Origin of the sequence: Oceanobacillus oncorhynchi, assembly GCF_000821065.1 — a bacterium.
Classification (GTDB): Bacteria; Bacillota; Bacilli; order Bacillales; family Amphibacillaceae; genus Oceanobacillus; species Oceanobacillus oncorhynchi.
The window spans coordinates 3422515-3446402 of the sequence record NZ_CDGG01000001.1; the positions used below are offsets into that span (position 1 = coordinate 3422515).

General features: G+C 39.4%; 21 protein-coding genes and 1 pseudogene. 17 read left to right on the top strand and 5 right to left on the bottom strand.

The features are described from left to right. Positions 1-72 precede the first annotated feature (72 nt). Positions 73-312, bottom strand: coding sequence for a YhdB family protein (locus tag BN997_RS16325; protein WP_042533781.1), 240 nt, complete (start codon positions 310-312; stop codon positions 73-75). 194 nt (positions 313-506) lie between these two features. Between BN997_RS16325 and BN997_RS16330 the strand changes: the two genes are divergently transcribed. The 6 genes from BN997_RS16330 to BN997_RS16355 all read left to right on the top strand — a co-directional run bounded on the left by BN997_RS16330 (position 507) and on the right by BN997_RS16355 (position 6137). Continuing rightward, on the top strand, positions 507-1085 hold the full coding sequence (locus BN997_RS16330; protein WP_042533783.1) for a YhcN/YlaJ family sporulation lipoprotein: 579 nt from the start codon (positions 507-509) through the stop codon (positions 1083-1085). A 234-nt stretch (positions 1086-1319) separates the two neighbouring features. Further along, on the top strand, positions 1320-1781 hold the full coding sequence (locus tag BN997_RS16335; RefSeq protein WP_042533784.1) for an S-ribosylhomocysteine lyase: 462 nt from the start codon (positions 1320-1322) through the stop codon (positions 1779-1781). A gap of 145 nt (positions 1782-1926) precedes the next feature. After that, positions 1927-3288 carry a dipeptidase gene (locus BN997_RS16340; protein WP_042533786.1) on the top strand — a complete coding sequence of 454 codons (1362 nt, stop codon included), beginning with the start codon at positions 1927-1929 and terminating at the stop codon, positions 3286-3288. Between the two features lie 199 nt (positions 3289-3487). Further along, complete coding sequence (locus BN997_RS16345; RefSeq protein ID WP_042533788.1) at positions 3488-4240, top strand: (S)-benzoin forming benzil reductase; 753 nt, start codon at positions 3488-3490, stop codon at positions 4238-4240. A gap of 603 nt (positions 4241-4843) precedes the next feature. Beyond that, entirely contained in the window at positions 4844-5548 is a 705-nt protein-coding gene (locus tag BN997_RS16350) for a cytochrome c biogenesis CcdA family protein (protein WP_042533789.1), read from the top strand. Between the two features lie 121 nt (positions 5549-5669). Beyond that, positions 5670-6137, top strand: a complete 468-nt coding sequence (locus BN997_RS16355; RefSeq protein WP_042533791.1) for a CcdC family protein — start codon at positions 5670-5672, stop codon at positions 6135-6137. 30 nt (positions 6138-6167) lie between these two features. Here the strand turns inward: BN997_RS16355 and BN997_RS16360 are convergent, their stop codons facing one another. Beyond that, complete coding sequence (locus BN997_RS16360; RefSeq protein WP_042533793.1) at positions 6168-6641, bottom strand: DUF2621 family protein; 474 nt, start codon at positions 6639-6641, stop codon at positions 6168-6170. A 412-nt stretch (positions 6642-7053) separates the two neighbouring features. Here BN997_RS16360 and BN997_RS16365 point away from each other — a divergent pair, with 412 nt between their 5' ends. From BN997_RS16365 to BN997_RS16390, 6 genes are all read left to right on the top strand, one after another. Further along, positions 7054-8160 (top strand): ATP-binding protein, encoded by a 1107-nt coding sequence (locus BN997_RS16365; RefSeq protein ID WP_042533795.1) that lies wholly within the window; start codon positions 7054-7056, stop codon positions 8158-8160. A 286-nt stretch (positions 8161-8446) separates the two neighbouring features. Further along, entirely contained in the window at positions 8447-11158 is a 2712-nt protein-coding gene (gene acnA, locus BN997_RS16370; RefSeq protein WP_042533797.1) for an aconitate hydratase AcnA, read from the top strand. A 156-nt stretch (positions 11159-11314) separates the two neighbouring features. Then, the gene (locus BN997_RS16375) at positions 11315-11914 is read left to right on the top strand and encodes a TlpA family protein disulfide reductase (protein ID WP_042533799.1); all 600 of its coding nucleotides are present in this window, start codon (positions 11315-11317) and stop codon (positions 11912-11914) included. Positions 11915-11942: 28 nt separating this feature from the next. Further along, positions 11943-12365, top strand: coding sequence for an acyl-CoA thioesterase (locus BN997_RS16380; protein WP_042533801.1), 423 nt, complete (start codon positions 11943-11945; stop codon positions 12363-12365). A gap of 93 nt (positions 12366-12458) precedes the next feature. Next, on the top strand, positions 12459-12755 hold the full coding sequence (locus BN997_RS16385) for a hypothetical protein (protein WP_042533803.1): 297 nt from the start codon (positions 12459-12461) through the stop codon (positions 12753-12755). Positions 12756-12853: 98 nt separating this feature from the next. Next, a complete protein-coding gene (locus BN997_RS16390; protein ID WP_042533804.1) occupies positions 12854-13054 on the top strand; it encodes a hypothetical protein in 201 nt (66 codons plus the stop codon). A gap of 428 nt (positions 13055-13482) precedes the next feature. On the opposite strand, the pseudogene yidD reads toward BN997_RS16390, so the two are convergent. The 3 genes and pseudogenes from yidD to plsY all read right to left on the bottom strand — a co-directional run. Continuing rightward, a pseudogene (gene yidD / locus BN997_RS23290) lies at positions 13483-13704 on the bottom strand (membrane protein insertion efficiency factor YidD); the annotation flags it as partial. A gap of 6 nt (positions 13705-13710) precedes the next feature. Continuing rightward, positions 13711-14643 carry a GTP cyclohydrolase FolE2 gene (gene folE2 / locus BN997_RS16405; protein WP_042533806.1) on the bottom strand — a complete coding sequence of 311 codons (933 nt, stop codon included), beginning with the start codon at positions 14641-14643 and terminating at the stop codon, positions 13711-13713. A gap of 123 nt (positions 14644-14766) precedes the next feature. Continuing rightward, positions 14767-15348, bottom strand: a complete 582-nt coding sequence (gene plsY, locus BN997_RS16410) for a glycerol-3-phosphate 1-O-acyltransferase PlsY (protein ID WP_042533808.1) — start codon at positions 15346-15348, stop codon at positions 14767-14769. Between the two features lie 222 nt (positions 15349-15570). Between plsY and BN997_RS16415 the strand changes: the two genes are divergently transcribed. The 5 genes from BN997_RS16415 to parC all read left to right on the top strand — a co-directional run bounded on the left by BN997_RS16415 (position 15571) and on the right by parC (position 23803). Beyond that, entirely contained in the window at positions 15571-16545 is a 975-nt protein-coding gene (locus BN997_RS16415; protein WP_042533810.1) for an ABC transporter ATP-binding protein, read from the top strand. Then, on the top strand, positions 16542-18065 hold the full coding sequence (locus BN997_RS16420; RefSeq protein ID WP_042533812.1) for an ABC transporter permease/substrate-binding protein: 1524 nt from the start codon (positions 16542-16544) through the stop codon (positions 18063-18065). Before BN997_RS16415 ends, BN997_RS16420 begins: the two co-directional genes overlap by 4 nt. 43 nt (positions 18066-18108) lie before the next feature. Next, complete coding sequence (locus BN997_RS16425) at positions 18109-18525, top strand: CoA-binding protein (RefSeq protein ID WP_084612960.1); 417 nt, start codon at positions 18109-18111, stop codon at positions 18523-18525. 837 nt (positions 18526-19362) lie between these two features. Then, a complete protein-coding gene (parE, locus tag BN997_RS16430) occupies positions 19363-21318 on the top strand; it encodes a DNA topoisomerase IV subunit B (protein ID WP_042533814.1) in 1956 nt (651 codons plus the stop codon). A 25-nt stretch (positions 21319-21343) separates the two neighbouring features. Next, the gene (gene parC / locus BN997_RS16435) at positions 21344-23803 is read left to right on the top strand and encodes a DNA topoisomerase IV subunit A (protein ID WP_042533816.1); all 2460 of its coding nucleotides are present in this window, start codon (positions 21344-21346) and stop codon (positions 23801-23803) included. Positions 23804-23888: the final 85 nt, after the last annotated feature.

The following is a 23888-nucleotide window of genomic DNA, read 5'->3' on the forward strand; positions in this document are numbered from 1 at the left end:
ATTCCAGTTTTGACCGGCATCTGCTTCTTCAGCACGGTAAAGTGAAACTACAGCTGGTTACATTGCGGTAAATTATTCAAATTCATACATCCATGGACTGCTGAATTGAAGGGCATGCTCTAAATAATAAAGCAGAGTATCGTGTGATTGATCAACATATTTTTGACTGGAAGAATGATGGTAGGCATACAGAAAATGCTCAATTTTTTTAGCGAGTAAATCATCATTAGTCCGTGACATTAATATGAATAAATTGTCCCACTGTCCCCATATGGTGTAATATAAAGCTTTATCATAATCAGGTATCAACATTTTCACTCCTTTATCAAGAAGGAATTCCGGTAAACAATCTTATTGGTGAAAGGCTTCTTCCATAGCTTCTCCATTATTTCTTAAATATCACCGCTACTTTCATGGTCAGCTTTCCATAAATTAACGTTTTTCATATGCATAATTCCTTATCTGTCTAACCATAATAAGAGGCAAATAGGTAAGGAGGAATGAAAATGAAATTACGCTTATTTGCGGTATTAACCGTTCTTATGATGGTCTTAGTTGCTTGTCAAAATACGAATAACGACGATACCAATCCGAATAACTCGGATGGAAATGTGGAGCCGACTCGATATCAAGGTCAGCATATCGATGATAATGCAAGAGACCGTAATCGTGACCATACGATAGACAGAGTTTCTGACCGTAATACAGACGCAGAATATAATGTGTCCAAAGAGGCAGCTGAGAAAATAACGGATGAAATGGACGAAATTGATCATGCTTATGTATTAACAACTAGAAACAACGCTTATGTAGGAGCCAACTTGGATATAGATAATGAAGGAAACAGGAATAACCAAGAAAATAATGAAGGCAGTATGGAGATTACAGATGATGTAAAAGAACGAATTGCAGATATTGTACGTTCTGTTGACTCATCCATTGATAACGTATATGTAACATCCAATCCGGATTTCTTGGATTTAGCTGACAGATATGTCAACGATATGGACAATGGAAATCCAGTTGAAGGCTTCTTTGATCAAATTGGCGGCATGATTGACCGCGTTTTCCCAGACGCAAAATAATATCAAGCATTTTATGATTCGCGTTTTTTCAATCGTATAACATGGTACAAATCCAATTCCGTTAGCTATATAAAACTGCGGGATTGGATTTTTTTAATCGGAATCTGACATAGAAGGATATATCAGCTGGTATACATCAGCGCTCTCCACTTTTCTTACACGTTTTTTTCATGTATGATGGAAAAAGATACAGTTCCTGCTAAAGGATAGAATAGAGAAGGGATGAAGGACAATATGACCCAAAAAATGAATGTGGAGAGTTTTAATTTAGATCATACAAAAGTAAAAGCTCCTTATGTACGGCTTGTAGGTATAACAGAAGGAGCACACGGAGACAAAGTCCATAAATATGATATCCGTTTTACCCAGCCGAACAAAGCACATATGGAAATGGACGGATTACATTCCATAGAGCATTTAATGGCTGAAAATATTCGTAATCATTCAGATGCCGTATTAGATATCGGTCCGATGGGATGCCAGACCGGTTTTTATCTTTCTTTAATAAATCATGATAATTACGATGAAGTTCTTGATATGCTGGAAAAAACACTAAAGGATGTTTTAGAAGCAACAGAAGTTCCGGCATGTAATGAAGTACAGTGCGGCTGGGCAGCTAACCACAGCTTAGAAGGTGCAAAGGAAATAGCAGAAGAAATGCTGAAGCATAAAGATGCTTGGCATGAAGTATTTTAAGAAAAAAATGGCAGTTGCCTAACAGGTGATATTTGTTATGCGACTGCTGAATTTTGCGTGCTTGGAATAGATATCGTGTTTAGTGGAAAGCTTTTTGACACAGTGAAAAGGCTAATATTTAAATGCTGAAGGAGGAATAAAAGTAATGAGTGAACAAGCAATTGCTTATCTGAAAGAAAATCAGGAAGCTTTATTACAAAAGCTGTATGATTTTTTAGCAATTCCAAGTGTCAGCACGGACCCGGCGCATAAAGAAGATGTACAGCGTGCGGCTGACTTTTTAACAGGATACTTAAATGAGTTGGGATTTGAAAATGTAGAGAAAATGGAAACAAAAGGTCATCCGCTCGTTTTTGCAGAATATACAGAAGCAGGACCAGAAGCACCGACTGTTTTGCTTTATGGTCATTATGATGTACAGCCGGTGGATCCGATTGATTTATGGGACAGTGAACCCTTCCAGGCAGAAGTACGCGATGGAAGAATCTACGCCCGTGGATCAAGTGATGATAAAGGACAAACTTTTATGCATCTTGCTGTTTTTGAAGCTTTCTTAAAAACAGAAGGAAAATTGCCGATGAATGTAAAAGTTTGTATTGAAGGAGAAGAAGAGATAGGCAGTGAAAATCTTTACGAGCTCCTTCAGGATAAAAAAGAACAATTCCAAGCTGACTTTGCCGTAATTTCGGATTCCGGGATGGCAGAGAAAAACCAGCCGACGATTTTATATGGATTGAAAGGATTTACAGGAATTGAAATTACATTAACCGGTCCAGATCATGATCTTCACTCTGGAATGTACGGTGGTGCAGTCCGAAATCCATTAATGGCAATGAGTCATTTGCTGGCATCGATGAAGGACGAGAAGGAAGTTATTACAATAGACGGATTTTATGATGACGTCGAGGACTTAACATCAGCAGAGAGAGAACTGATGGAAAAAGCGCCAGGAGAAGATTTTGTAAAAGCAACAAATATTCCGGAAACTGTATCGGAAAAAGGATATACAGCAAAAGAACATACGATGGGCAGGCCGACATTGGAAGTGAATGGATTATTTGGCGGTTACCAGGGAGATGGGACAAAAACAATTATTCCATCTACAGCAACTGCTAAAATTACGTGCCGTTTGGTTCCCGGCCAGGACCCGCAGGATATTCAAGAAAAATTAGTGAATCATGTTCAAAAGTTTGCACCGTCGGGTGTACATGTTCATGTTGAAAAAGAAAAGCTCTCTGCGAAAGCTTATAAAGTAGAGCCAGATCACCCTTTGATAAAAAAGGCTGCCAAAAGTTACAGCAAGGCTTTTGGAAAAGAAACGGTTTTCCTGAGGATGGGAGGATCCATTCCGGTTGTTGAATGGTTGGAGGCAGCTTATCAATATCCAATTGTTCTGTTAGGTTTTGGTACGCCAGAAGACAGATTACATTCTCCAAATGAAAGCTTTCCGGTAGACAGCTTTCAAAAAGGGATGGAAACATTAGCTTATTATTGGAATGAACTTTAACTTGAAAATGAAATAATTAATAGAAGGATGTAAAAAAGATCTGCTTTCAATGCGTAAGACCTTGTTGAGAGGGATCTTTTTTATTTTAGAGAGGATTTCTGCTTCTAATTTTATAAGGCAAAACAACAAAAATTTCATGTGCAAAATATAGAAAAATGGGGAATAGAATAATAATTAGAAATAGAGAGGAGCAGAATTTATGGAGACTGCAATCATTACAGGTGCTTCCAAAGGGCTGGGAGCATCCGTTGCTAAGCTATTCTTGGAGTCTGGAATAAATGTGATAGGAATTTCGAGGACGGATAATACCAAGTTATATGACTATGCGAAACAAAATAATGCGACTTATCATTTCATAGCATGTGATTTATCTGAGCAGGCCTCTCTACAAAAAGCATGCAAAAGCGTGGATGAAATGCTGTTTCACGAAACGTTATCTAAAGTATACTTAATTAATAATGCGGGCTTAGTTGATCCAATTGACCGTGCCGAAAATATCGAGATGGATGATTTGATGAAACAGGTTCAAATCAATACAGTTGCACCAATGGCTTTAACGAATCATTTCTTAAAAAAAGCTTCGGAACATCATGTCCAGCTTCTGGCAGCGATGATAACTTCAGGAGCAGCAGAAAAACCGAAGTATGGATGGAGCGTATATTGCTCTACAAAAGCCAGTATAAATATGTATACGCAAGTGGCAGCAATAGAACAGGAAGGAACAGAGCATGCTGTTATTGCATTTAGCCCGGGTGTAATGGATACAGAAATGCAAGAGACAATCCGTTCCAGTTCACAGGAAGCGTTTAAGGACGTAGACAGCTTCCGCGCTCTAAAAGAGAATAATCTGTTAAGGGGAGCAGACATCATTGGAGGCATTTTAATCGACATCTTAATGGATGACGAAAATGTTAAAAACGGAAAAATTTATGATGTACGAGAGTATATTTAATCCATTCAGTTTATTTTTACTCAGCTTTTGCACATTGAAAAGGAACTTTATTTCCATAGAAAATGGGGTTGATTATTCCTTCGATAACGTTCCTGACAAAGAGTAGAAGGTGAAGTGTAAAGCGATGGACCGTTTTGCTTTCCGACGTCCTGGGCCAGCGATTACTCGTCCCATCGAAAACATTTGTACGTCGGAAAGCGGAGTGGTTGTCCGGAGTAGAGCTACGCACAATCTGGATGCTTATAAAGGGATTCCGGCTTTATGATGGACAGCGCTTACCGATGTTGTCAGGTTCATGCATTTTCTCAATTTATCTCAGATAGCAATAAAACTATCTAGTGTAGTGTTTTTCCAGGGGACGGTTACGCGCCTCACCATAACCCGTCGTAGCGGTCGTACTAACCTGACAGCATTGCTGCAATTACTCGTCACGAAGGAATTCACCAGAATGCTGAAGCCGGTGTTCCTTGATTGAAGCGAGGAGAAATATCTGCATTATTTGAAAGCCCCTTTCATAAAAATGTATAGATATTGTCATAAATTTGACTTTTATTTTTTAATTTCTCTGTTAGAATAGAAATGATTGAGTAAGGGGGGCTTCATATGGAAGAAATTAATGTTTTCTTGGCTTTTGCAGCTGGGTTTCTTTCATTTATTTCGCCTTGTGTTCTTCCGCTGTATCCGGTGTTTCTTTCTTATATTACCGGGATGAGCATGGATGAAATAAATCAGGATAATAAACGGCTTGATCGAAAAGCAATATTACATACGGTCTGTTTTTTAATTGGTTTTTCAAGTATTTTTGTAATGATTGGATTTACGACGACATATGTATCCGAGTTTTTAATGACCTATCAAGATACCATCAGACAGGTTGGCGCAATTTTAATTATCTTTTTTGGCTTGGTTATTGTGGGTGTATTGAATTTCGAGTTTCTTATGAAGGATCGTAAAATTCATTTTAAAAATCGTCCAGCAGGGTTTTTTGGTTCTTTCCTTATTGGAATGGCGTTTTCTTTAGGCTGGACACCATGTACCGGACCAATTTTAATGGTGGTATTCTCATTAGCTGCAACTAATCCTAATCTTGGACTTGTTATGATGATTAGCTATATTTTAGGTTTTTCCATTCCTTTCTTATTACTTGCTTTCTTTATTGGTAAATTGAAATGGTTTCGGAAACACAGTAAAAAAATGGTGAAAATTGGCGGCTGGGTAATGGTTTTAATGGGAATCGCATTATTCTTTGACTGGATGACGAAGGTTACTGCATTTTTAGCTAATCTATTTGGATTTACCGGATTTTAAAATGAAATAATATGATTTAAGATCAGGGTTAAGACATTATTTTTATGGAACGATGAAAAGTATCGGCCTAAATCGTTTTTGCCGATATTTTTTCAGCGTATAAAGAAAAGAGTTGTTATGTATGTATTTAGCAATTGCAACTACTGCTGTCTTTGCATTTATGGCGATTGTGATGATATTTGTACGTATGCGCGCTTCTAGAAAGCCGGCATCTGTAAAAAAGATTATATTACCGCCATTTTTTATGAGTACGGGAGCACTGATGTTCTTGTTCCCCATGTTTCAGATAAGCTGGCTTCAAGTCGCAGAAGCACTGACTGTCGGAATAATATTTTCTATCTTTTTAATTAAAACATCAAAATTAGAATTCTCGGACGGAGAAATATATGTTAAGCCGTCAAAAATATTTCCGGTTATTTTAATTGGATTATTAGTTATCCGAATTATAATAAAACTGATTATTGGTACAAGCATCTCAGTTGGCGAAACTTCAGGAATGTTCTTTTTGCTGGCGTTTGGGATGATTGGTACCTGGAGAATAGCAATGCTTTATCAATATGTACAATTAACAAAGAAGCAAAGTGCGTAAATTTCTGCACTTTGCTTCTTTTTCGCTAAACTAAGATTTTTTCTGCTTGTATTTTTCTTCCCAATTTTCCTGATAATCCTCTTTGGATTGTTGGAAGAAAGGCTCGTAGGGTGCGATATCGATATTTTTTTCTTTTAGCTTTTTTCGCAGAAATTTATGGTCTCTTTTGGGGGTTGCTAAAATATACCCTTCAATCAATGTAGAGCGTGTAATGCTTTCCTCGTCCTTTTGAATAGAAAGCTCTCCAATTTTACTGGCGATTCTTTGTCTGGCGACATCTCTGAATAGTTCGGGAACAGGAGAAACCAGCTCTTCCAGGAAATCTTTTTCTGCTTGAGACCATTTATGTAATGTTTTTTCGAAATAATATTCCTCCCAATCCATAATGGAACGCCCATCCTCTTTAGGGAGCCGCTTTAAAAACTTTCGAAACATAAAATACCCACCGATTGCCATCAGACCAATTAATAAACATCCCCACAGGATAATAAACAGTGATATCATCGTACACCTCACCTTAATTTTACATAAAAAAATTACGAATATTGCTAATTTATTATCAACTATCAATTTATTTTTTTAGAAAATTGTAGTAACATTAATTTAACCTTTGTTATTATTCCTCACTTGTACATTATAAAGTTATTAAGAAATATACACAAGTAATCATAATTGTTTCGTCATAATCATACATATTATTTATCGCAGTTAAACTGGCAGTAAACCACTCACTTCAAAAAACGAAAAAATATGTAGAAAGGGTAATTAGGGACTAATTGCCGGTATAAACTCGATTGGTTCAATGAAAATCGTTTTTTATGAGTGAGTAATCTAGCGTTTTATTCCCTTGGGAACGCAGCAAAATCCCAATGGAATGAAATTATACTTTTTAATAACTTCTGAAAGGAGCATGGGTATGGATAAAAACCACAAAAATAAGAACCCCAATGACTTGCAAAGTTCTGAAAGTCGTCATAATTTACACCCCGATGCAACGCTTTCAGCGGCCATTATTTCTTGGCTGAGTAAAAAAACAGAAGGAATAGTGATCGTGATTAATACAGATAGTGAAATAGAATATATAAGTGATTCCGTATATGAGATTCTTGGCTATGAGCCAAAAGAAGCAGTCGGGAAAAAGCTGGGCGATATCCCGGTTAAAATAGATTCAAAAATCATTTCACAAGCACTTGTTGGCAACGAAATAAAGCATAAAAAGCTTTTAATAGATATTCCGACCAAAGAAGGGGAGAATTTATCTTTCTCATGTGAGTTAAATGATGTTTTTCAGGATATTGATGTCGAAAAAAAGTTTTTACTTTATTTAGAAAGAAAAACAAAAGATATGAGGCTGGATGATATCATGATACGTTCAGAGAAGATGAATGTAGCTGGACAGCTTGCAGCAAGTTTAGTTCATGAAATACGCAACCCGCTGACATCATTAAAAGGATTCCTGCAATTGCTTCAGGCTGGTGCACAGCATAAAGAAGAATACTTTCATGTGATGATTGAAGAAGTGGAGAAAATTGAGTCAATCACATCGGAATTGTTATTTATTTCAAAGCCCTTAACAGATAACCGTTCTAAAGAAAGTGTTACAAAAATGATGCAGGACGTGGAATTATTATTACAGTCCCAGGCAAATCAAAAGGATATTCAAATTAAGCTGCAAAGCAGTACAAATGCATCCGTTCTTTGTGATCGTTCCCAGATTAAACAAGTTTTAATTAACCTGATTAAAAATGCAATTGAAGCTATGGAGCAGCCTGGAAAAATAATTGTAGAAGCAAAAGAAGCAGATCAAAAAATAATTATATCTGTTATTGACGAAGGCTGCGGATTATCTGAGGATATTTTACATCGGCTTGGAGAGCCATTTTTTACGACAAAGACATCGGGTACAGGGCTAGGGTTGCTGATTACCAAGAAAATCCTCCATAATCATGATGCAGATTTTCATATGTATAATAATGAACATAAAGGAAGCACATTTGAAATTATTTTTTCAAAAGCTGATTAATGCGTTTTATCAGAAAGAATAATTGTAATTTCGCAGAATTTCTATCTTTTTTGCAGGCAGCTATTATTTTCACTATTAATAATTCAGTAATTATATAAGTAATATTTATCTCTTGGCATAACTTTTTACTATCTACTATTTAACAATAATTATTTGTTTTATTTGCTAGATTCCTATATTATATATATTGAAGGCTCTATTTAGTTGAATAGCAGTATGGATTAAAAAAAGTAATACCTTCTCATTTATTTGCGAGAAGGAGAGGAAATGAAAGGGGTAACACAATATGTCGAACACAAATGCGTACAATGCAAAAAAGCAGTTCGAATTAAACGGTAAGACGTACAATTATTATCGTTTAAAGACGCTGGAAGAAGCGGGGCTAGGTAAAGTAGATCGTTTGCCTTTTTCTGTCCGTGTTCTTTTAGAATCATTATTAAGGCAACAAGACGGCCATCAAATCAAAAATGAACATGTTGAATCATTAGCACATTGGGGAACGGATAAAGCAACTGGAGCAGATGTTCCATTCAAGCCTTCCCGTGTTATTCTTCAAGATTTTACAGGGGTACCTGCAGTCGTTGACCTTGCGTCCCTCCGTAAAGCAACGGTTGATCTTGGAGGAGAGCCGGATAAAATCAATCCGGAAGTTCCAGTAGATCTGGTTATTGACCACTCTGTACAGGTTGACCAATATGGTACTCCAGATGCGCTGCGTGCAAATATGGAATTGGAATTCGAACGTAATGCAGAGCGTTATCAGTTCTTGAACTGGGCACAAAAAGCGTTTAATAACTACCGTGCAGTTCCACCGGCAACTGGTATCGTTCACCAGGTTAACCTGGAGTATCTGGCTGACGTTGTACATGCGCGAGAAAATGAAGATGGAACTTATGAAACGTTCCCTGATACACTTGTAGGTACTGATTCTCATACAACAATGATTAACGGTCTGGGTATCCTTGGCTGGGGTGTTGGCGGAATCGAAGCAGAAGCAGGCATGTTAGGACAGCCTTCTTATTTCCCTGCACCGGAAGTCATCGGGGTCAAATTTACTGGTTCCTTCCCGAACGGAACAACAGCGACAGACCTGGCGTTAAAGGTAACGCAGGTGCTGCGTGAACAAAGTGTAGTTGGCAAATTTGTAGAGTACTTTGGTCCAGGACTAAAGGATATGCCATTGGCTGACCGTGCTACAATTTCAAATATGGCTCCAGAATATGGTGCTACTTGCGGATTCTTCCCGGTTGATCAGGAAACACTTGATTACATGAAGCTGACTGGACGCAGTGATGAATTAATCAGCGTTGTTGAAAAATACTGTAAAGAAAATGATTTATGGTATGACGCAGATGGTACTGATCCGGAATATACAAAAGTAATTGAAATCAATTTGTCCGAATTAGAGCCGAACCTTTCCGGACCAAAACGTCCGCAAGATTTAATCGCGCTTTCTGACATGAAGAAAGAATTTAATAAAGCAATTACTGCAAAAGAAGGTAACCAAGGATTCGGATTAGATAAATCTGAATTTGATAAAGAAGTTGAAATCAACCATCCAAATGGAAAAACTTCTGTTATGAAGACAGGAAGCCTTGCTATTGCAGCAATTACATCTTGTACAAACACATCTAACCCATATGTTATGTTAGGTGCAGGTCTGGTTGCTAAAAAAGCTGTCGAAAAAGGCCTGGAAGTTCCTGAATACGTAAAAACTTCCTTAGCACCAGGATCAAAAGTGGTAACTCGCTACTTAGAGGACGCCGGTTTACAAACATATTTAGATAAACTGGGCTTTAACCTTGTAGGTTATGGATGTACAACATGTATCGGTAATTCCGGTCCTTTACGTGAAGAGATTGAAGAAGCGATTGCAGCAAATGATTTAATTGCATCTTCCGTATTATCTGGTAACCGTAACTTTGAAGGTCGTATCCATCCGCTGGTAAAAGCAAACTACCTTGCATCTCCACCGCTTGTTGTAGCATATGCGCTTGCTGGAACAACAGATATCGACCTTGTAAAAGAAGCGATTGGTAAAGATAAAGATGGTAACGATGTTTACATGAATGATATCTGGCCATCACTTACTGAAATTAAAGAAGAAGTGGAAAAAGTAGTTACACCTGAAATTTTCCGCAAAGAGTATGAAAATGTATTCCAATCTAACGAAAAGTGGAATGAAATCGACACGACAGATGAGCCTTTATTTGAATGGGATGAGGATTCTACTTACATCCAAAACCCTCCATTCTTTGAAGGATTGACTCCGGAAGCTGGAACAGTTGAACCGCTAAGCGGATTACGTGCTATCGGATTGTTTGGCGATTCTGTAACAACAGACCATATTTCACCAGCAGGTGCTATCGCAAAAGATATGCCGGCAGGTAAATTCTTGCAAGAGAAAGGAGTTTCACCAAGAAACTTTAACTCTTACGGTTCTCGCCGCGGTAACCATGAAATCATGATGCGCGGTACATTTGCTAACATTCGTATCCGTAACCTGCTGGCTCCTGGTACAGAGGGCGGTTATACAACTTACTGGCCAACTGGCGAAGTCATGGCAATCTATGATGCTGCAATGAAATATCAGCAGGATGGAACAGGTCTTGTCGTTATCGGCGGAAAAGATTACGGAATGGGATCATCCCGTGACTGGGCTGCCAAAGGTACCAACCTTTTAGGAATTAAAACAGTAATTGCTGAAAGCTTCGAGCGTATTCACCGTTCTAACCTTGTTATGATGGGCGTATTGCCGCTTCAATTTGAAAAAGGTGACAGCGCGGAAAGCTTAGGATTAACTGGTAAAGAAACATTTGCTGTAGAAGTAGATGAGTCTGTTAAACCAGGCGATTTAGTGAATGTAACTGCAACAGATGAAGACGGAAAAGTAACTTCATTTAAAGCAGTTGCCCGTTTCGACAGTGATGTAGAAATTGATTACTATCGTCATGGCGGTATCCTTCGTATGGTATTGCGTGAAAAAGTAAAAGCATAAGCAGTCAGCTGCTTTGTAAGAGAAAAAGGGTCTTTGCTTTTTATAGAGCAAGGCTCTTTTTCTATGCATTCCTATTGAGGTCTGTATTCTTTACAAAAGTGAAGTTTCTCTTTACGATAGAAGTAGGAAAACAATGTGGATGGTGGGAGATACAAATTGTATAAACGGATATTTTCGCTTGTTTTATTATTAGTGCTCGTTGGAATTGTTATCGCGAATGTGCTTCAGAACAGAGCTGCGGACAATGCTGCTGAAGAAGAGGAAGCAGTGCTTGTAGACGATGGATCTTCCAGTCAGGGAGCTGCGATTGCACCTGCGGAAAGTGCCGGAGTAGAGCCTGGTGAGCCAGCTCCAGATTTTGAACTGGAGACATTAGAAGGAGAGACTTTCAAACTTTCTGATTTGCAAGGAAAGAAAGTGATTTTAAACTTCTGGTATTCCTGGTGCCCGCCTTGTATTGAAGAAATGCCTGAGATACAGGAATTTTATGAGGATTATCAGGATGAAGTTGAAGTTGTTGCTGTCAATATGACGAAGCATGAGAATCAGCTTTCGGATGTTGGCGATTTTATCGATGAGCATGAGCATACCTTTACGGTTCCTTTAGATAGAGAGGATACGTTATCGGAGCCGTATGTTGTCTATGCCGCACCGACGACATATTTTATAGGCACGGACGGAAACATACAACAGCCTAGAAGAATCGGACCGATGGACTATGAATTTATGGAAGAAATGGTTCAAGGAATGGATTGATTGAGAGAGAAGCAAGGAGGAAGAAAGTTTGTTAGTTACAGAAACACCAATAGAAGTAAGATACCAAGAAACCGATCAGATGGGTGTCGTCTACCATGCAAACTATCTTGTTTGGTTTGAAATCGGGCGTACAAAGTTTGTAGAAGCCTTGGGGCTTAATTACCATCAAGGAATGGAACAGCAAAATGTGGTTTCTCCAGTGATTGATGCTCAGATTTCATATAAAAACGCAATTCGTTATAGTGAAAAACCTGTTGTAAGAACGTGGCTTGATGCTTATGACGGCTTGCGTACGGTTTACCGTTATGAAATTTTGAATGGATCTGGAGATTTAGCTGTCACTGGTACGACGACCCATACGATTGTTGATAAAGATACGTTTCGGCCGCTGTCTATTCGAAGAAAATTTCCTGATTGGCATGCAGCATATCAAAACCAGCTTGGCAGTTAAGAAAGTATAAACTTTCTTACTGCATAAGTGTAACTAAGGTTGTCACCTAAAGGCTTGGTGACTACCAAGTTTTCTAAAGAAAGAGGAATAGGAATGGCTTTTGGATTAAAAAGAGAAGAGTTAAACGAGTGGAAGCGGAATGTCCGTGCCGGAAAGATTGATTTTATTACTCATTATTGGCTGGATGACCGTTTTCCAGGCTGTAATACAGTAACCAAAGTGGGTTGCAGTGATTTGGAAAAGTTGAAAGAATGGGGTAGAAAATATCAATTGGATGAATCCTGGATTGATTTAAAGCCCAAATATCCCCATTTTGATTTATTCGGGGAATACCAGTGGAAAATTTTAAAATCAGAAAACCGGCTGGAACAATTAGAGCGGTTTAAATAATTATTCAACTTTCGCACATTAAATAATAACTTCATTTCCATAGAAACAGAAGTTGATTGTTCCTTCGCTAACACTCTTGATAAAGAATAGAAGGTGAAGTGTATATCACCGCTGCGGCGGACCGTTTTGCTTTCCGACGTCCTGGGCCGGCGATTACTCGTCCCATCGAAAACATTTGTACGTCGGAAAGCGGAGTGGTTGGCCGGAGCGGAGCTATGCACCATCACCAATTCCAAAAAAGCCGGATATTTAACCAAAATGCAAGTATGGTAATGGAGAACATGCTTACCCTGGAATAGCAAGATATATTTGCTTATTCTTAGGTGCGAAAGTTGAGATAATTAAAAAACGCAGGCGGACATATGTCTTCGCCTGCGTTTTTAGCATATCATTTTTACAATCAGTTGTTCTCAGGATATTCAATTTTTGGTTCTTTTTGTGTCTCGTCATAAGAAACAGATAAGTCTGCACCTTCAAAATACCAATCATCTGATTCTTCGATAAAGAAATGAATGCCTTCTACCAATGTAGAAGCAGATTCATTTTCGGGTGCTTCTGCTTTAATACCGAGGGAAAAACCGGCAATTCTGCCGCCGACTCCGCCATATCTTGGGAAGAATCGTATATTCTTTTCGTTTTGTAAATCTAATTCTTCTTTATACCATTTTGCTGCTTGTTCTGATACGGTGATTTCCATTATATCTCTCCCTTTTCCTGCTGTTTTGTCTTCTTCCTTTTTTTCCGGAACGTAATCTACGCCGCCTGGGTGAAATGGATGACATTTACTTATTCGCTTTATAGTTAATATTCCACCTTTAAAAAATCCAAAACGCTGAAATGCTTCTAATGCATAAGCTGAACAGGTTGGATAGAAACGGCAGGTTGCTGGTGTAAAAGGACTGATGGCAAGCTGGTAAAAGCGAATCAATCCAATAAAAATATATTTCATTTGTCGTTACCCTTGTCTGTTGCGTTTATCATAGGTAACAGAAGCAATTGCATCATGCATATGGATCGATTCTTCATTACGGCATGCTACATGGAACTTCATCACTGCCGGCAGCTCGTAAAGATCGGCAGCAATTAAACGAACCATATCCTCTACAAATCGGGGATTTTCATAAGCTGCTTCTGTCACCATTTTTTCATCCGGTCTTTTCAGGATAGGGTGAAGTCTGGCGCTTGCATTACTTTCTGCAGCTTCTAATAAAATGCCTTTCCAATCCCCGTCTGTATTAGAAAAACTTGGCTCCAGCTCAGTTTCCACGGTTACATTACCACGTTGGTTATGAGCGCTGTATTCACTGATTTCTTTGGAGCATGGGCATAATGTTGTTATTTGTACGTTTAGAGAAACAGTGATTTGATAATCCTCGTATTTGGAGTAACGTACGGAAACAGATGCTTCTGCATGGTTTAAACCAGCAGCATAGGTTTGAGGTGCTTTCCGCTCATAGAACCACGGGAAGCTGACAGAAACCGTTGCATCTGTTTGTTCCAATTTCACGGCCAGATCCTTTGCGAACTGTTTTAATTCATCAATAGAAACGGTAAATCCGCCTTGATGATATTGCTCTAACAGCTCCATAAAACGGCTCATATTCGTCCCTTTGCTATTCGCAGGGATGCTGGATGAAAAGGTGAACGTGCCGACGGTGGTTTGTTCAAATGGAGCTTGTCCGCTTAGGACACGGACAGGGTATTTTACATTAGAAACACCGACAACATCCAAATCAAAAAGAAAATCACGTTTTACATTTTGCAGGTCAGCCATTTCGTTTTTTTCAGTCGGTTTTTTCTTCTCACCAGGAGGAACAGAACCGAATAATTTATGTCTTTCTTCCTTTGAAGGAAGTTTTTTTAATGGAATCGTGTTTAATTGATGCATAAAAACGTCCTTTCCTGATAAACATCTGAAAGCTTAGACTAGAAGCTCAAGGATGTTCAAACAATCTTTAATTATAGCCACTAGTATACTGAATTCGGCTTAAATATTCAATTTATCGGCTTTCTACATCCAGGTTATTTTAGGTTCTGTTCCGTTTATTATCCGTTTAATATTGGCCCAATGCCGATACGCTACAAAAGCAGTTAATATCAGGATAACGACAGTCAACCCGGTATTTTGGAAAAACAGCGACGCGAAAAAGGCCACAACTCCCGTAATCATAGAGGAAAGGGAAACATATTTAGATAAATATAATGACAGTAAAAATGTTGCAATCATAATAATAAATAGGATAGGATTAATCCCTAGTATCATCCCTCCTGATGTTGCAACAGCCTTTCCGCCTTTAAATTTAGCAAAAATCGGATAAGTATGACCTAATACAGCGATAATACCTATAATCAACGGATAGGCATCCGCATGAAATAATTGAGGTAATACAGCAGCAGCCGTTCCTTTTAAAATGTCGCCTAAGATAACGATGCTTCCAGCTTTTATTCCAAGTACACGGAAGGCATTGGTGGCTCCAAGGTTGCCGCTTCCATGCTCACGAATATCTATTTTATAACCAAGCTTGCCGATAATTAAGGCAAATGGAATAGATCCTAAGAGATATGCGATAATCCCGAAAATAATATAATCCATACGTTCCCAACTCTCTTTTTCAAATTCTTATTCTATGTTCCTATGGCTATTTTAGCATGAACCAATCTGTTTAAGTACAAAAATTTTTAAGAAAAACACAGCAAAGCTTTCCATTTACTAATTTATTGTTTTCCTTATCCTTGATTTAAAGTGAAAAATAATACAGCAGCAGGTTTTTAAATAGTCACAAGCGGGAATCTTTTTATGAAGGAGGTTATTCTTATGATTACATTTAAAGATATTACAAAAACATACCCTGATGGGACAACCGCTGTCGACCAGTTTAATCTGACGGTCGAAAAAGGGGAATTTATGACACTTATCGGTCCCAGCGGCTGCGGTAAGACAACAACAATGAAAATGATCAACCGTCTGATTGATCCCTCTGCAGGAACAATATACATAAACGAGAAACCGGTAAGTGATTATTCCATTGACGCATTACGATGGAATATTGGATATGTTCTGCAGCAGATTGCTTTATTTCCTCATATGACTGTTCAGGAGAATATACAAGTTGTTCCAGAACTCCTGAAATGGAAAAAAGGAGAAAAAGAGAAACGAACAGATGAATTACTGGATATGGTGGGGCTCGATCCATCAATTTTTAAAAAAAGATATCCAAGCGAGCTTTCGGGAGGACAGCAGCAGCGTATCGGTGTTATCCGGGCATTAGCTGCAGACCCTGATATCGTATTGATGGATGAACCATTCAGCGCACTCGATCCAATCAGCCGGGAGCAATTACAAATGGATATCGATAAATTACAAAAAGACATCAAGAAAACGATTGTATTTGTTACCCATGATATGGACGAGGCATTGAAAATGAGCGACCGGATCTGTTTAATGAAAGAAGGGAGTGTGGTTCAATGCGGTTCGCCTGAACAATTAATGAAACACCCTAAAAATGATTTTGTGGAGGAATTCATTGGAAATCGAAAATCAGCCTGGCTGACATCTGTTCAGAAAGTTATGAAAAATGATGTACCAGCTGCTCATGACCGGGAGCCGGAAAATGTCATGACAATTCCTGCAACGAGTACAATAGAGGATGCATACGCAATAATTCAATCAGTAAATCAGATTGATTTTCCGGTAGTCGATGACAATCAGAAAACCATCGGAATTGTTACAAGAGATGAATTGCTTCAATACTTCTATCAACAGGAGAAGGAAGGGGCGAGCGTTTTATGAAGGAATTTATAAACGTGTTCCAGAATCGGCAGGATATGCTTCTTCAGGCGATTTGGGAGCATTTGCAAATTTCTTTGATATCACTTGGAATTGCGATTTTAATCGCTGTGCCAATCGGCATTATACTGACCAGATATCCACGCATTGCCGAGCCTATCATTGGCACATCCGCAGTTCTACAGACAATTCCGAGTCTTGCTGTATTGGCTTTTTTGATCCCGTTTTTAGGAATCGGTATCCAGCCGGCTATCGTTGCCCTAGTCCTTTATGGGCTGTTGCCAATCCTAAGAAATACATACACAGGGATAGACGGTGTAGATCCTGCCTTACGGGAAGCTGCCAGAGGCATGGGGATGAATACAAAAAAGCAATTAATGCGAGTAGATCTGCCAATTGCGATGCCGGTTATTATGGCTGGTATTCGCACCTCCATGGTTCTTATCGTTGGTACTACAACTATCGCAGCTTTAATCGGTGCTGGCGGACTCGGAGATATCATTTTACTCGGTCTGGACCGGGGCGGCGATATTCCGCTTGTATTATTAGGTGCGATACCGGCCGCTTTATTAGCTGTTATGCTTGATTTTATTCTGCGTTTATTTGAAAAGCTGTCTAAAAAATATGGTATTCAGGCATTTATTGCGATGCTTGTTATTGTTGTACTTGTCATCGCCATTCCCTTGATGATTCCAAGCAGCCAAAAGGGAGAAATTGTGATAGCCGGGAAATTAGGAGCTGAACCAGAAATTATTATGAATCTCTATAAAATTTTAATTGAGGAAGAAAGTGATATCACTGTTGATATAGAACCGAATCTTGGAAAAACAGATATGGTATTTAACGCACTCCAGCAGGGCAGCATTGACATTTATCCGGAATTCACAGGGACGGTTATCGTTTCGCTGCTTGATGAACAGGCGGAATCCAATGAAGCAGAGGAAGTATATGCACAAGCCAGAGACGGTATAAAAGAAGCATATAATTTGGAGCTTTTAGAGCCAATGTTGTTTAATAATACGTATACAGTAGCAGTTACAGAAGAATTTGCGGAAGAAAACAATCTGGAGGATATCTCTGATTTGAAGTCGATTGAAAACCAGGTAACAGCCGGATTTACATCCGAGTTTAATGACCGCTATGATGGCTATGTCGGGATGCAGGAAGTATATAACCTGGACTTCAACGAGGTAAACACAATGGATCCAGGCCTTCGTCAGGGAGCCATTTCGGGCGGTGAGGTAGATGTGATTGATGCCTATGGAACAGACAGCTATATGGTAGAATTAGGGCTGGTATCCTTGGGAGATTCTGAAAATCTATTTCCGCCGTATCAGGGTGCACCGTTAATGCGAGCAGATACGTTAGAGGAATATCCAGAGATTGAGGACATATTAAATCAGCTGAGCGGACAAATTACGGATGAAGAAATGCAGGAAATGAATTATCAAGTGGATTATGAGGATGCAGCTGCAGAAGATGTTGCCAGGGATTACCTGATGGAAAATGGTTTTATTGAATAAGTGGAAAAAGAGATTCTAAACACAAACTAAAGGAGGAATTACCATGTCCATTGAAAACCCAAGTAAAGAAAGAATAAAAGAAATCCTGGAGAATGCGAAGACGATTGCGGTTGTAGGCTTATCTGCTAATCCAGAGAGAACCTCGTATCAAATAGCTCATAGAATGCAGGAGGAAGGATATAAAATTATTCCTGTCAATCCAACCATTGATGAGGTTCTTGGAGAAAAAGCCTACAGCTCCCTGGCAGAGGTAGACGAACCAATCGATATTATCAATGTTTTCCGCCGTCCGGAGCATCTGCCTGATGTCGCGAAAGATGCTGTACAGACGAATTGTAAGATGTTCTGGGCGCAGCAGGGAATTGTGAACGAAGAAGCTTATAATTATTTAAAAGAGCATGATTTTGAAGTCGTTATGGACCTTTGCATTAAGGTGTTACACGCAGTTTTATTAAAATAGTGTATAAACAATTAAAGACTGAGCCAGGCATGATAAGCCTGGCTCGGTCTTTTTGTTTCAGCGGATGCAGCCGGCAGCTTGCCCGGGTGAAAAGCATCTTCTGCTGACTATGCGCTTATCACAGAGATCATGCAACGGTTATTGCAGCAAAAAACGGCATTAAATTGCCCCGCATTGGTGCAGTTACTTGTCCTGCCGGAGAACTTTTACATATATTCTCATTGCTAAAAAACGGGTTCAACAATTGGCTGTGGTTCTATGCAAATAAATGATTATCTTGCTTTTCTGCGATTTTTCCCATAAGATATTAATGATGTAAATATGGATATAGTGCGTTTGCCCTTTATGTGGAATAAGCATGTTTAGACTAGACGGAGAAACAAATTTTGCTCTATAGTGTATAAACAAGGTTTTATTTATCACCGATAAGCGTTTATAAACTTTCCTCGAAAGGATGCTTCATGTTATATAGATAGAACAAGGGTTGAAAGAAGCGTAATATAAGTATAGCTGCCTCTAATTCTAACCTGCAGATTTTTATCAACAAAAATTGTTTTTCTGTTAGAAGATTGTAATGAAGTTTCACTTTATTAGAAAGCATGGCATTTTTTAAAAGGGCCTCTTGAAAGTGCAAGCTGCTTTTCCGAAGCTCCTTATACTTTTAATCATGTAAGTCCTGATTGAATCGCTGACTCGTATCGAGGATAAACATTTATGAGGAACGCTAATACAGGAACATCGTGTTCGTGTTACAAGCAGGATAATTTTCTGTTTGCTTAATAAGAACGAATGTTCTATGATGTATATAGAGGTAGTATTGAAAGGAGAAGATGATTCGTGGAGAAAGAATATCAATACTCTGATAGCTCCATTCAGGTGCTGGAAGGACTGGATGCTGTACGAAAACGCCCAGGGATGTATATTGGAAGTACAGACATTCGCGGGCTGCATCATCTTGTTTATGAAATTGTTGATAATGCTGTTGACGAAGCGCTGGCTGGTCATGGCAATCAAATTACGGTAACCATACATAAAGATGACAGTATTTCTGTGGAAGATAGCGGCCGCGGTATGCCGATCGGAATGCATGCAACCGGAAAACCAACTACTGAGGTTATATTTACGGTGCTACATGCAGGCGGAAAGTTTGGGCAAGGAAGCTATAAAACAAGCGGAGGATTGCACGGGGTAGGTGCTTCTGTTGTTAATGCCTTATCGGAATGGCTGACAGTAACCACTTACCGCGACGGTCATAAATATGAGCAGCGTTTTGAAAATGGAGGACATCCGGCAACGACCTTAGAGGATAAAGGACCTTCCAGAAAGAAAGGTTCCTGCATTCATTTTAAGCCGGATCCATCTATCTTCTCGACAACGGTATTTAATTTTGAAACAATTTCCGAGCGTTTACGGGAGTCTGCCTTCTTATTAAAAGGGCTAAAAATTGAACTGAAGGATGAACACAATGGAGAGCAGCAGGTTTATGAATATCCTGAAGGCCTAAAATCTTTCGTAGAGTGGCTTAATGAGGAGAAGGACGTGCTTCAGCCAGTTGTTTCATTTGAAGGGGAGCAATCGGAAATTGAAGTTGAATTTGCTTTTCAGTTCAATGACGGCTTTGCTGAAAATATGCTTTCCTTTGTAAACCATGTGCGGACCAGGGACGGCGGTACACATGAATTTGGAGCCAGAACAGCAATTACCCGTACCATAAATGATTATGCAAGAAGAGCAGGGTTATTAAAAGAAAAAGATAAGAACTTGGAAGGGACAGATATCCGGGAAGGATTAACTGCGATTGTGTCCGTCCGTGTTCCGGAGAATAAGCTGCAATTTGAAGGGCAGACAAAAGGCAAGCTGGGAACAACAGAAGCCCGTTCGGCCGTTGATGGCGTAGTATCTGAACATCTGACATACTTTTTAGAGGAAAATGCAGAGATTTCTTCTTTGCTGATTAAAAAATCTATCCGTGCAAAAGAAGCACGGGAAGCTGCCAGAAAAGCACGTGAGGAAGCACGTACCGGAAAGAAACGAAAACGAAAAGATACGTTGCTTAGCGGAAAGCTGACCCCGGCACAATCAAAGAACCCAAAAAAGAATGAACTTTATCTTGTAGAGGGAGACTCTGCCGGCGGTTCAGCAAAGCAAGGGCGCGACCGTAAATTCCAAGCTGTGCTTCCGCTCCGGGGAAAGGTTATCAATACGGAGAAAGCTAAGCTGGAGGATGTCTTTAAAAATGAAGAAATTTCAACGATTATCCATACGATAGGTGCCGGAGTCGGCGGAGATTTTAATTTGGAAGACGTCCAATATGATAAAATTATTATTATGACCGATGCAGATACCGATGGAGCGCACATTCAAGTGCTGTTGTTAACCTTTTTCTATCGATATATGCGTTCTTTAGTGGAGTCGGGAAAAGTGTTTATTGCTCTCCCGCCGCTGTTTAAAGTATCAAAAGGAAAGGGAAAACAAGAAAAAACACGTTATGCCTGGGATGAAAATGAACTCCAAAAAGCAGTGAAGGAATTAAAAAATGGCTATGATATTCAGCGTTATAAAGGTCTCGGGGAGATGAATGCGGATCAATTGTGGGAAACAACGATGAACCCGGAATCACGTACCCTTATTCGTGTATCCATTGATGATATAGCGCGTGCAGAACGGAGAGTAACAACGTTAATGGGGGATAAAGTAGAACCCCGCCGTAAATGGATTGAAGGTCATGTTAAATTTGGTTTGGAAGAAGATGCAACCATTTTAGAAAATGAAAATATTCATAAGGAAGATTAGTTCGGATTGTAAGGAGTGATTCCATTTGGATCAAACAGAGAAATATTTAGATCTCCCCTTAGAAGAAGTTATCGGAGATCGCTTCGGAAGATACAGTAAATATATCATTCAAGATCGTGCGCTGCCTGATGCCAGAGACGGCTTGAAGCCTGTACAGCGGCGTATTCTTTATGCCATGCATGTAGAGAGAAATACGCATGACAAGAATTTTAGAAAAGCTGCTAAAACGGTTGGAACCGTAATCGGTAATTACCATCCACATGGAGATTCTTCTGTATACGAAGCAATGGTCCGCTTAAGCCAAAACTGGAAGGTACGTAACAGACTGATAGAAATGCACGGGAATAACGGCAGTATTGATGGAGATCCCCCTGCAGCAATGCGTTATACAGAAGCAAGATTATCTCCGATTGCGTCAGAGCTTCTTCGGGATATTGACAAAGAGACAGTTGAATACATTCCTAACTTTGATGAAACAACCGATGAGCCGGTTGTTTTACCGGCGAAATTTCCGAATCTCTTAGTAAATGGTTCTACAGGAATCTCCGCAGGCTATGCAACCGACATTCCTCCTCATAATTTAGGAGAAGTAATCGATGCAGTGATTATGCGAATCGATAAACCGGGATCAAGTGTAGATGATTTAATGCGTGTGCTGAAAGGACCTGATTTTCCGACCGGCGGCATTATTCAAGGGGTCGAAGGAATCAAAAAAGCATATGAAACCGGCAAAGGAAAGGTTGTCGTTCGCGGAAAGGCAGCCATTGAAACGTTAAAAGGGAACCGTGAACAAATCGTTGTGACAGAGGTACCTTTTGAGGTGAACAAAGCAGCAATGGTGAAGAAAATGGACGAGCTCCGTATTGACAGGAAGGTCGAGGGCATTGCGGAAGTACGCGATGAAACAGACCGGACAGGCCTCCGTATTGTTGTTGAGTTAAAGAAGGATGCAAATAGTGAGGGTATTTTAAACTTTTTATATAAAAACACAGACCTGCAGATCACATACCATTTCAATATGGTTGCTATCAAAGATAAAACGCCGACACTCTTATCCCTGCCGCAGCTTCTAGATGCGTATGTCAGTCATCAGCGCGAGGTTGTAACGAATCAAACCCGATTTGATTTAAATAAGGCGAAAAAGAGAGCACATATTGTCGAAGGCTTAATCAAAGCAATTTCGATTTTAGATGAGTTGATTGCCACCATCCGCGCATCAAAAGATAAGGCGGATGCAAAAAACCAAATTATGGCTAAATACGGTTTTACCGAACCACAGGCGGAAGCAATTGTTACTTTGCAGCTTTATCGGCTGACAAATACGGATATTGTTCAGCTTGAGGAAGAAGCTAGCGAATTAAGAAAACAAATGGAGAAGCTGTCTGCTATTTTGGAAAGCGAAAAGAAATTATTGCAAACCATTAAAAATGATTTAAGACAAATCAAGAAAAAATTTGCAGATGACCGCCGCACCCATATCGAGGAAAAAGTGGAAGAACTGAAAATTAATATTGAGGTGACCGTGGCAAGTGAGGATGTGTTAGTTTCCGTAACCAGAGACGGTTATGTCAAACGAACCAGCCTAAGGTCCTATGCAGCTTCCAATAGTGAGGATTTACCGCTGAAGGACGATGATCATCCGATAAGTCTCCTGGAAATCAATACAACGGATAATATCATGTTATTTACGAACAAAGGAAGATATATTATTTGTTCTGTTCACGAGCTTCCGGATATACGCTGGAAAGATATGGGACAGCATATTTCGCATATTGTTCCGCTGGAAAAAGAAGAACATTTTATTAAGGTCATACCTGTACGTGATTTTAAAGAAGAAGACGGCTTTCTAATGTTCTTTACTCGAAATGGCATGGTCAAACGCAGCGAATTTCAGCTTTATGAAGCGCAGCGACGTGGTAAGGCGTTAATTGCGTTAAATCTGAAAAATGATGATGAACTGGTTCATGTAAGCCGTACAGATGGCGGGAAAGATATATTTATCGCAACCAACAAAGGCTATGGTCTATGGTATGAAGAAGCAGAAGTGTCCATTGTCGGGCAGAGAGCAGCCGGAGTAAAATCGATCTCTTTAAAAGAGGATGATTTTGTTGTCAATGGACAAGTATTTGATCTGGAAGCACCAAAAGATTTATTTATCATTACGCAGCGCGGAGCCAGCAAACGCATGAAGCTAAAATCCTTTGAAAAAGCAAGCCGGGCGAAGCGCGGATTGCTTATGCTGAAGGAATTAAAGAAAAAACCGCATCGGATCCAAGGATTCTTTATGGTAAATAATCAGGAAATGATTTGCTATAAAACGAAAAATGGCGATACACAGAAGGTATATCCGCTGGAGTTATCCGCCTCCGATCGTTATGGCAACGGATCGTTTATGATTGATGCCGATCAGACCGGTGAAGTGATGGAAGTATATAAAGAAACAGTGTATGAAAAACCATTTGAAAATAATGATGAAGAATCGTAAAAAAATGATATTAACTCCCTGACAATGCCAAAACATTGTTAGGGAGATTTTTGTATTTTAGTTGAATAAAGAAGTCAGAGCAGCT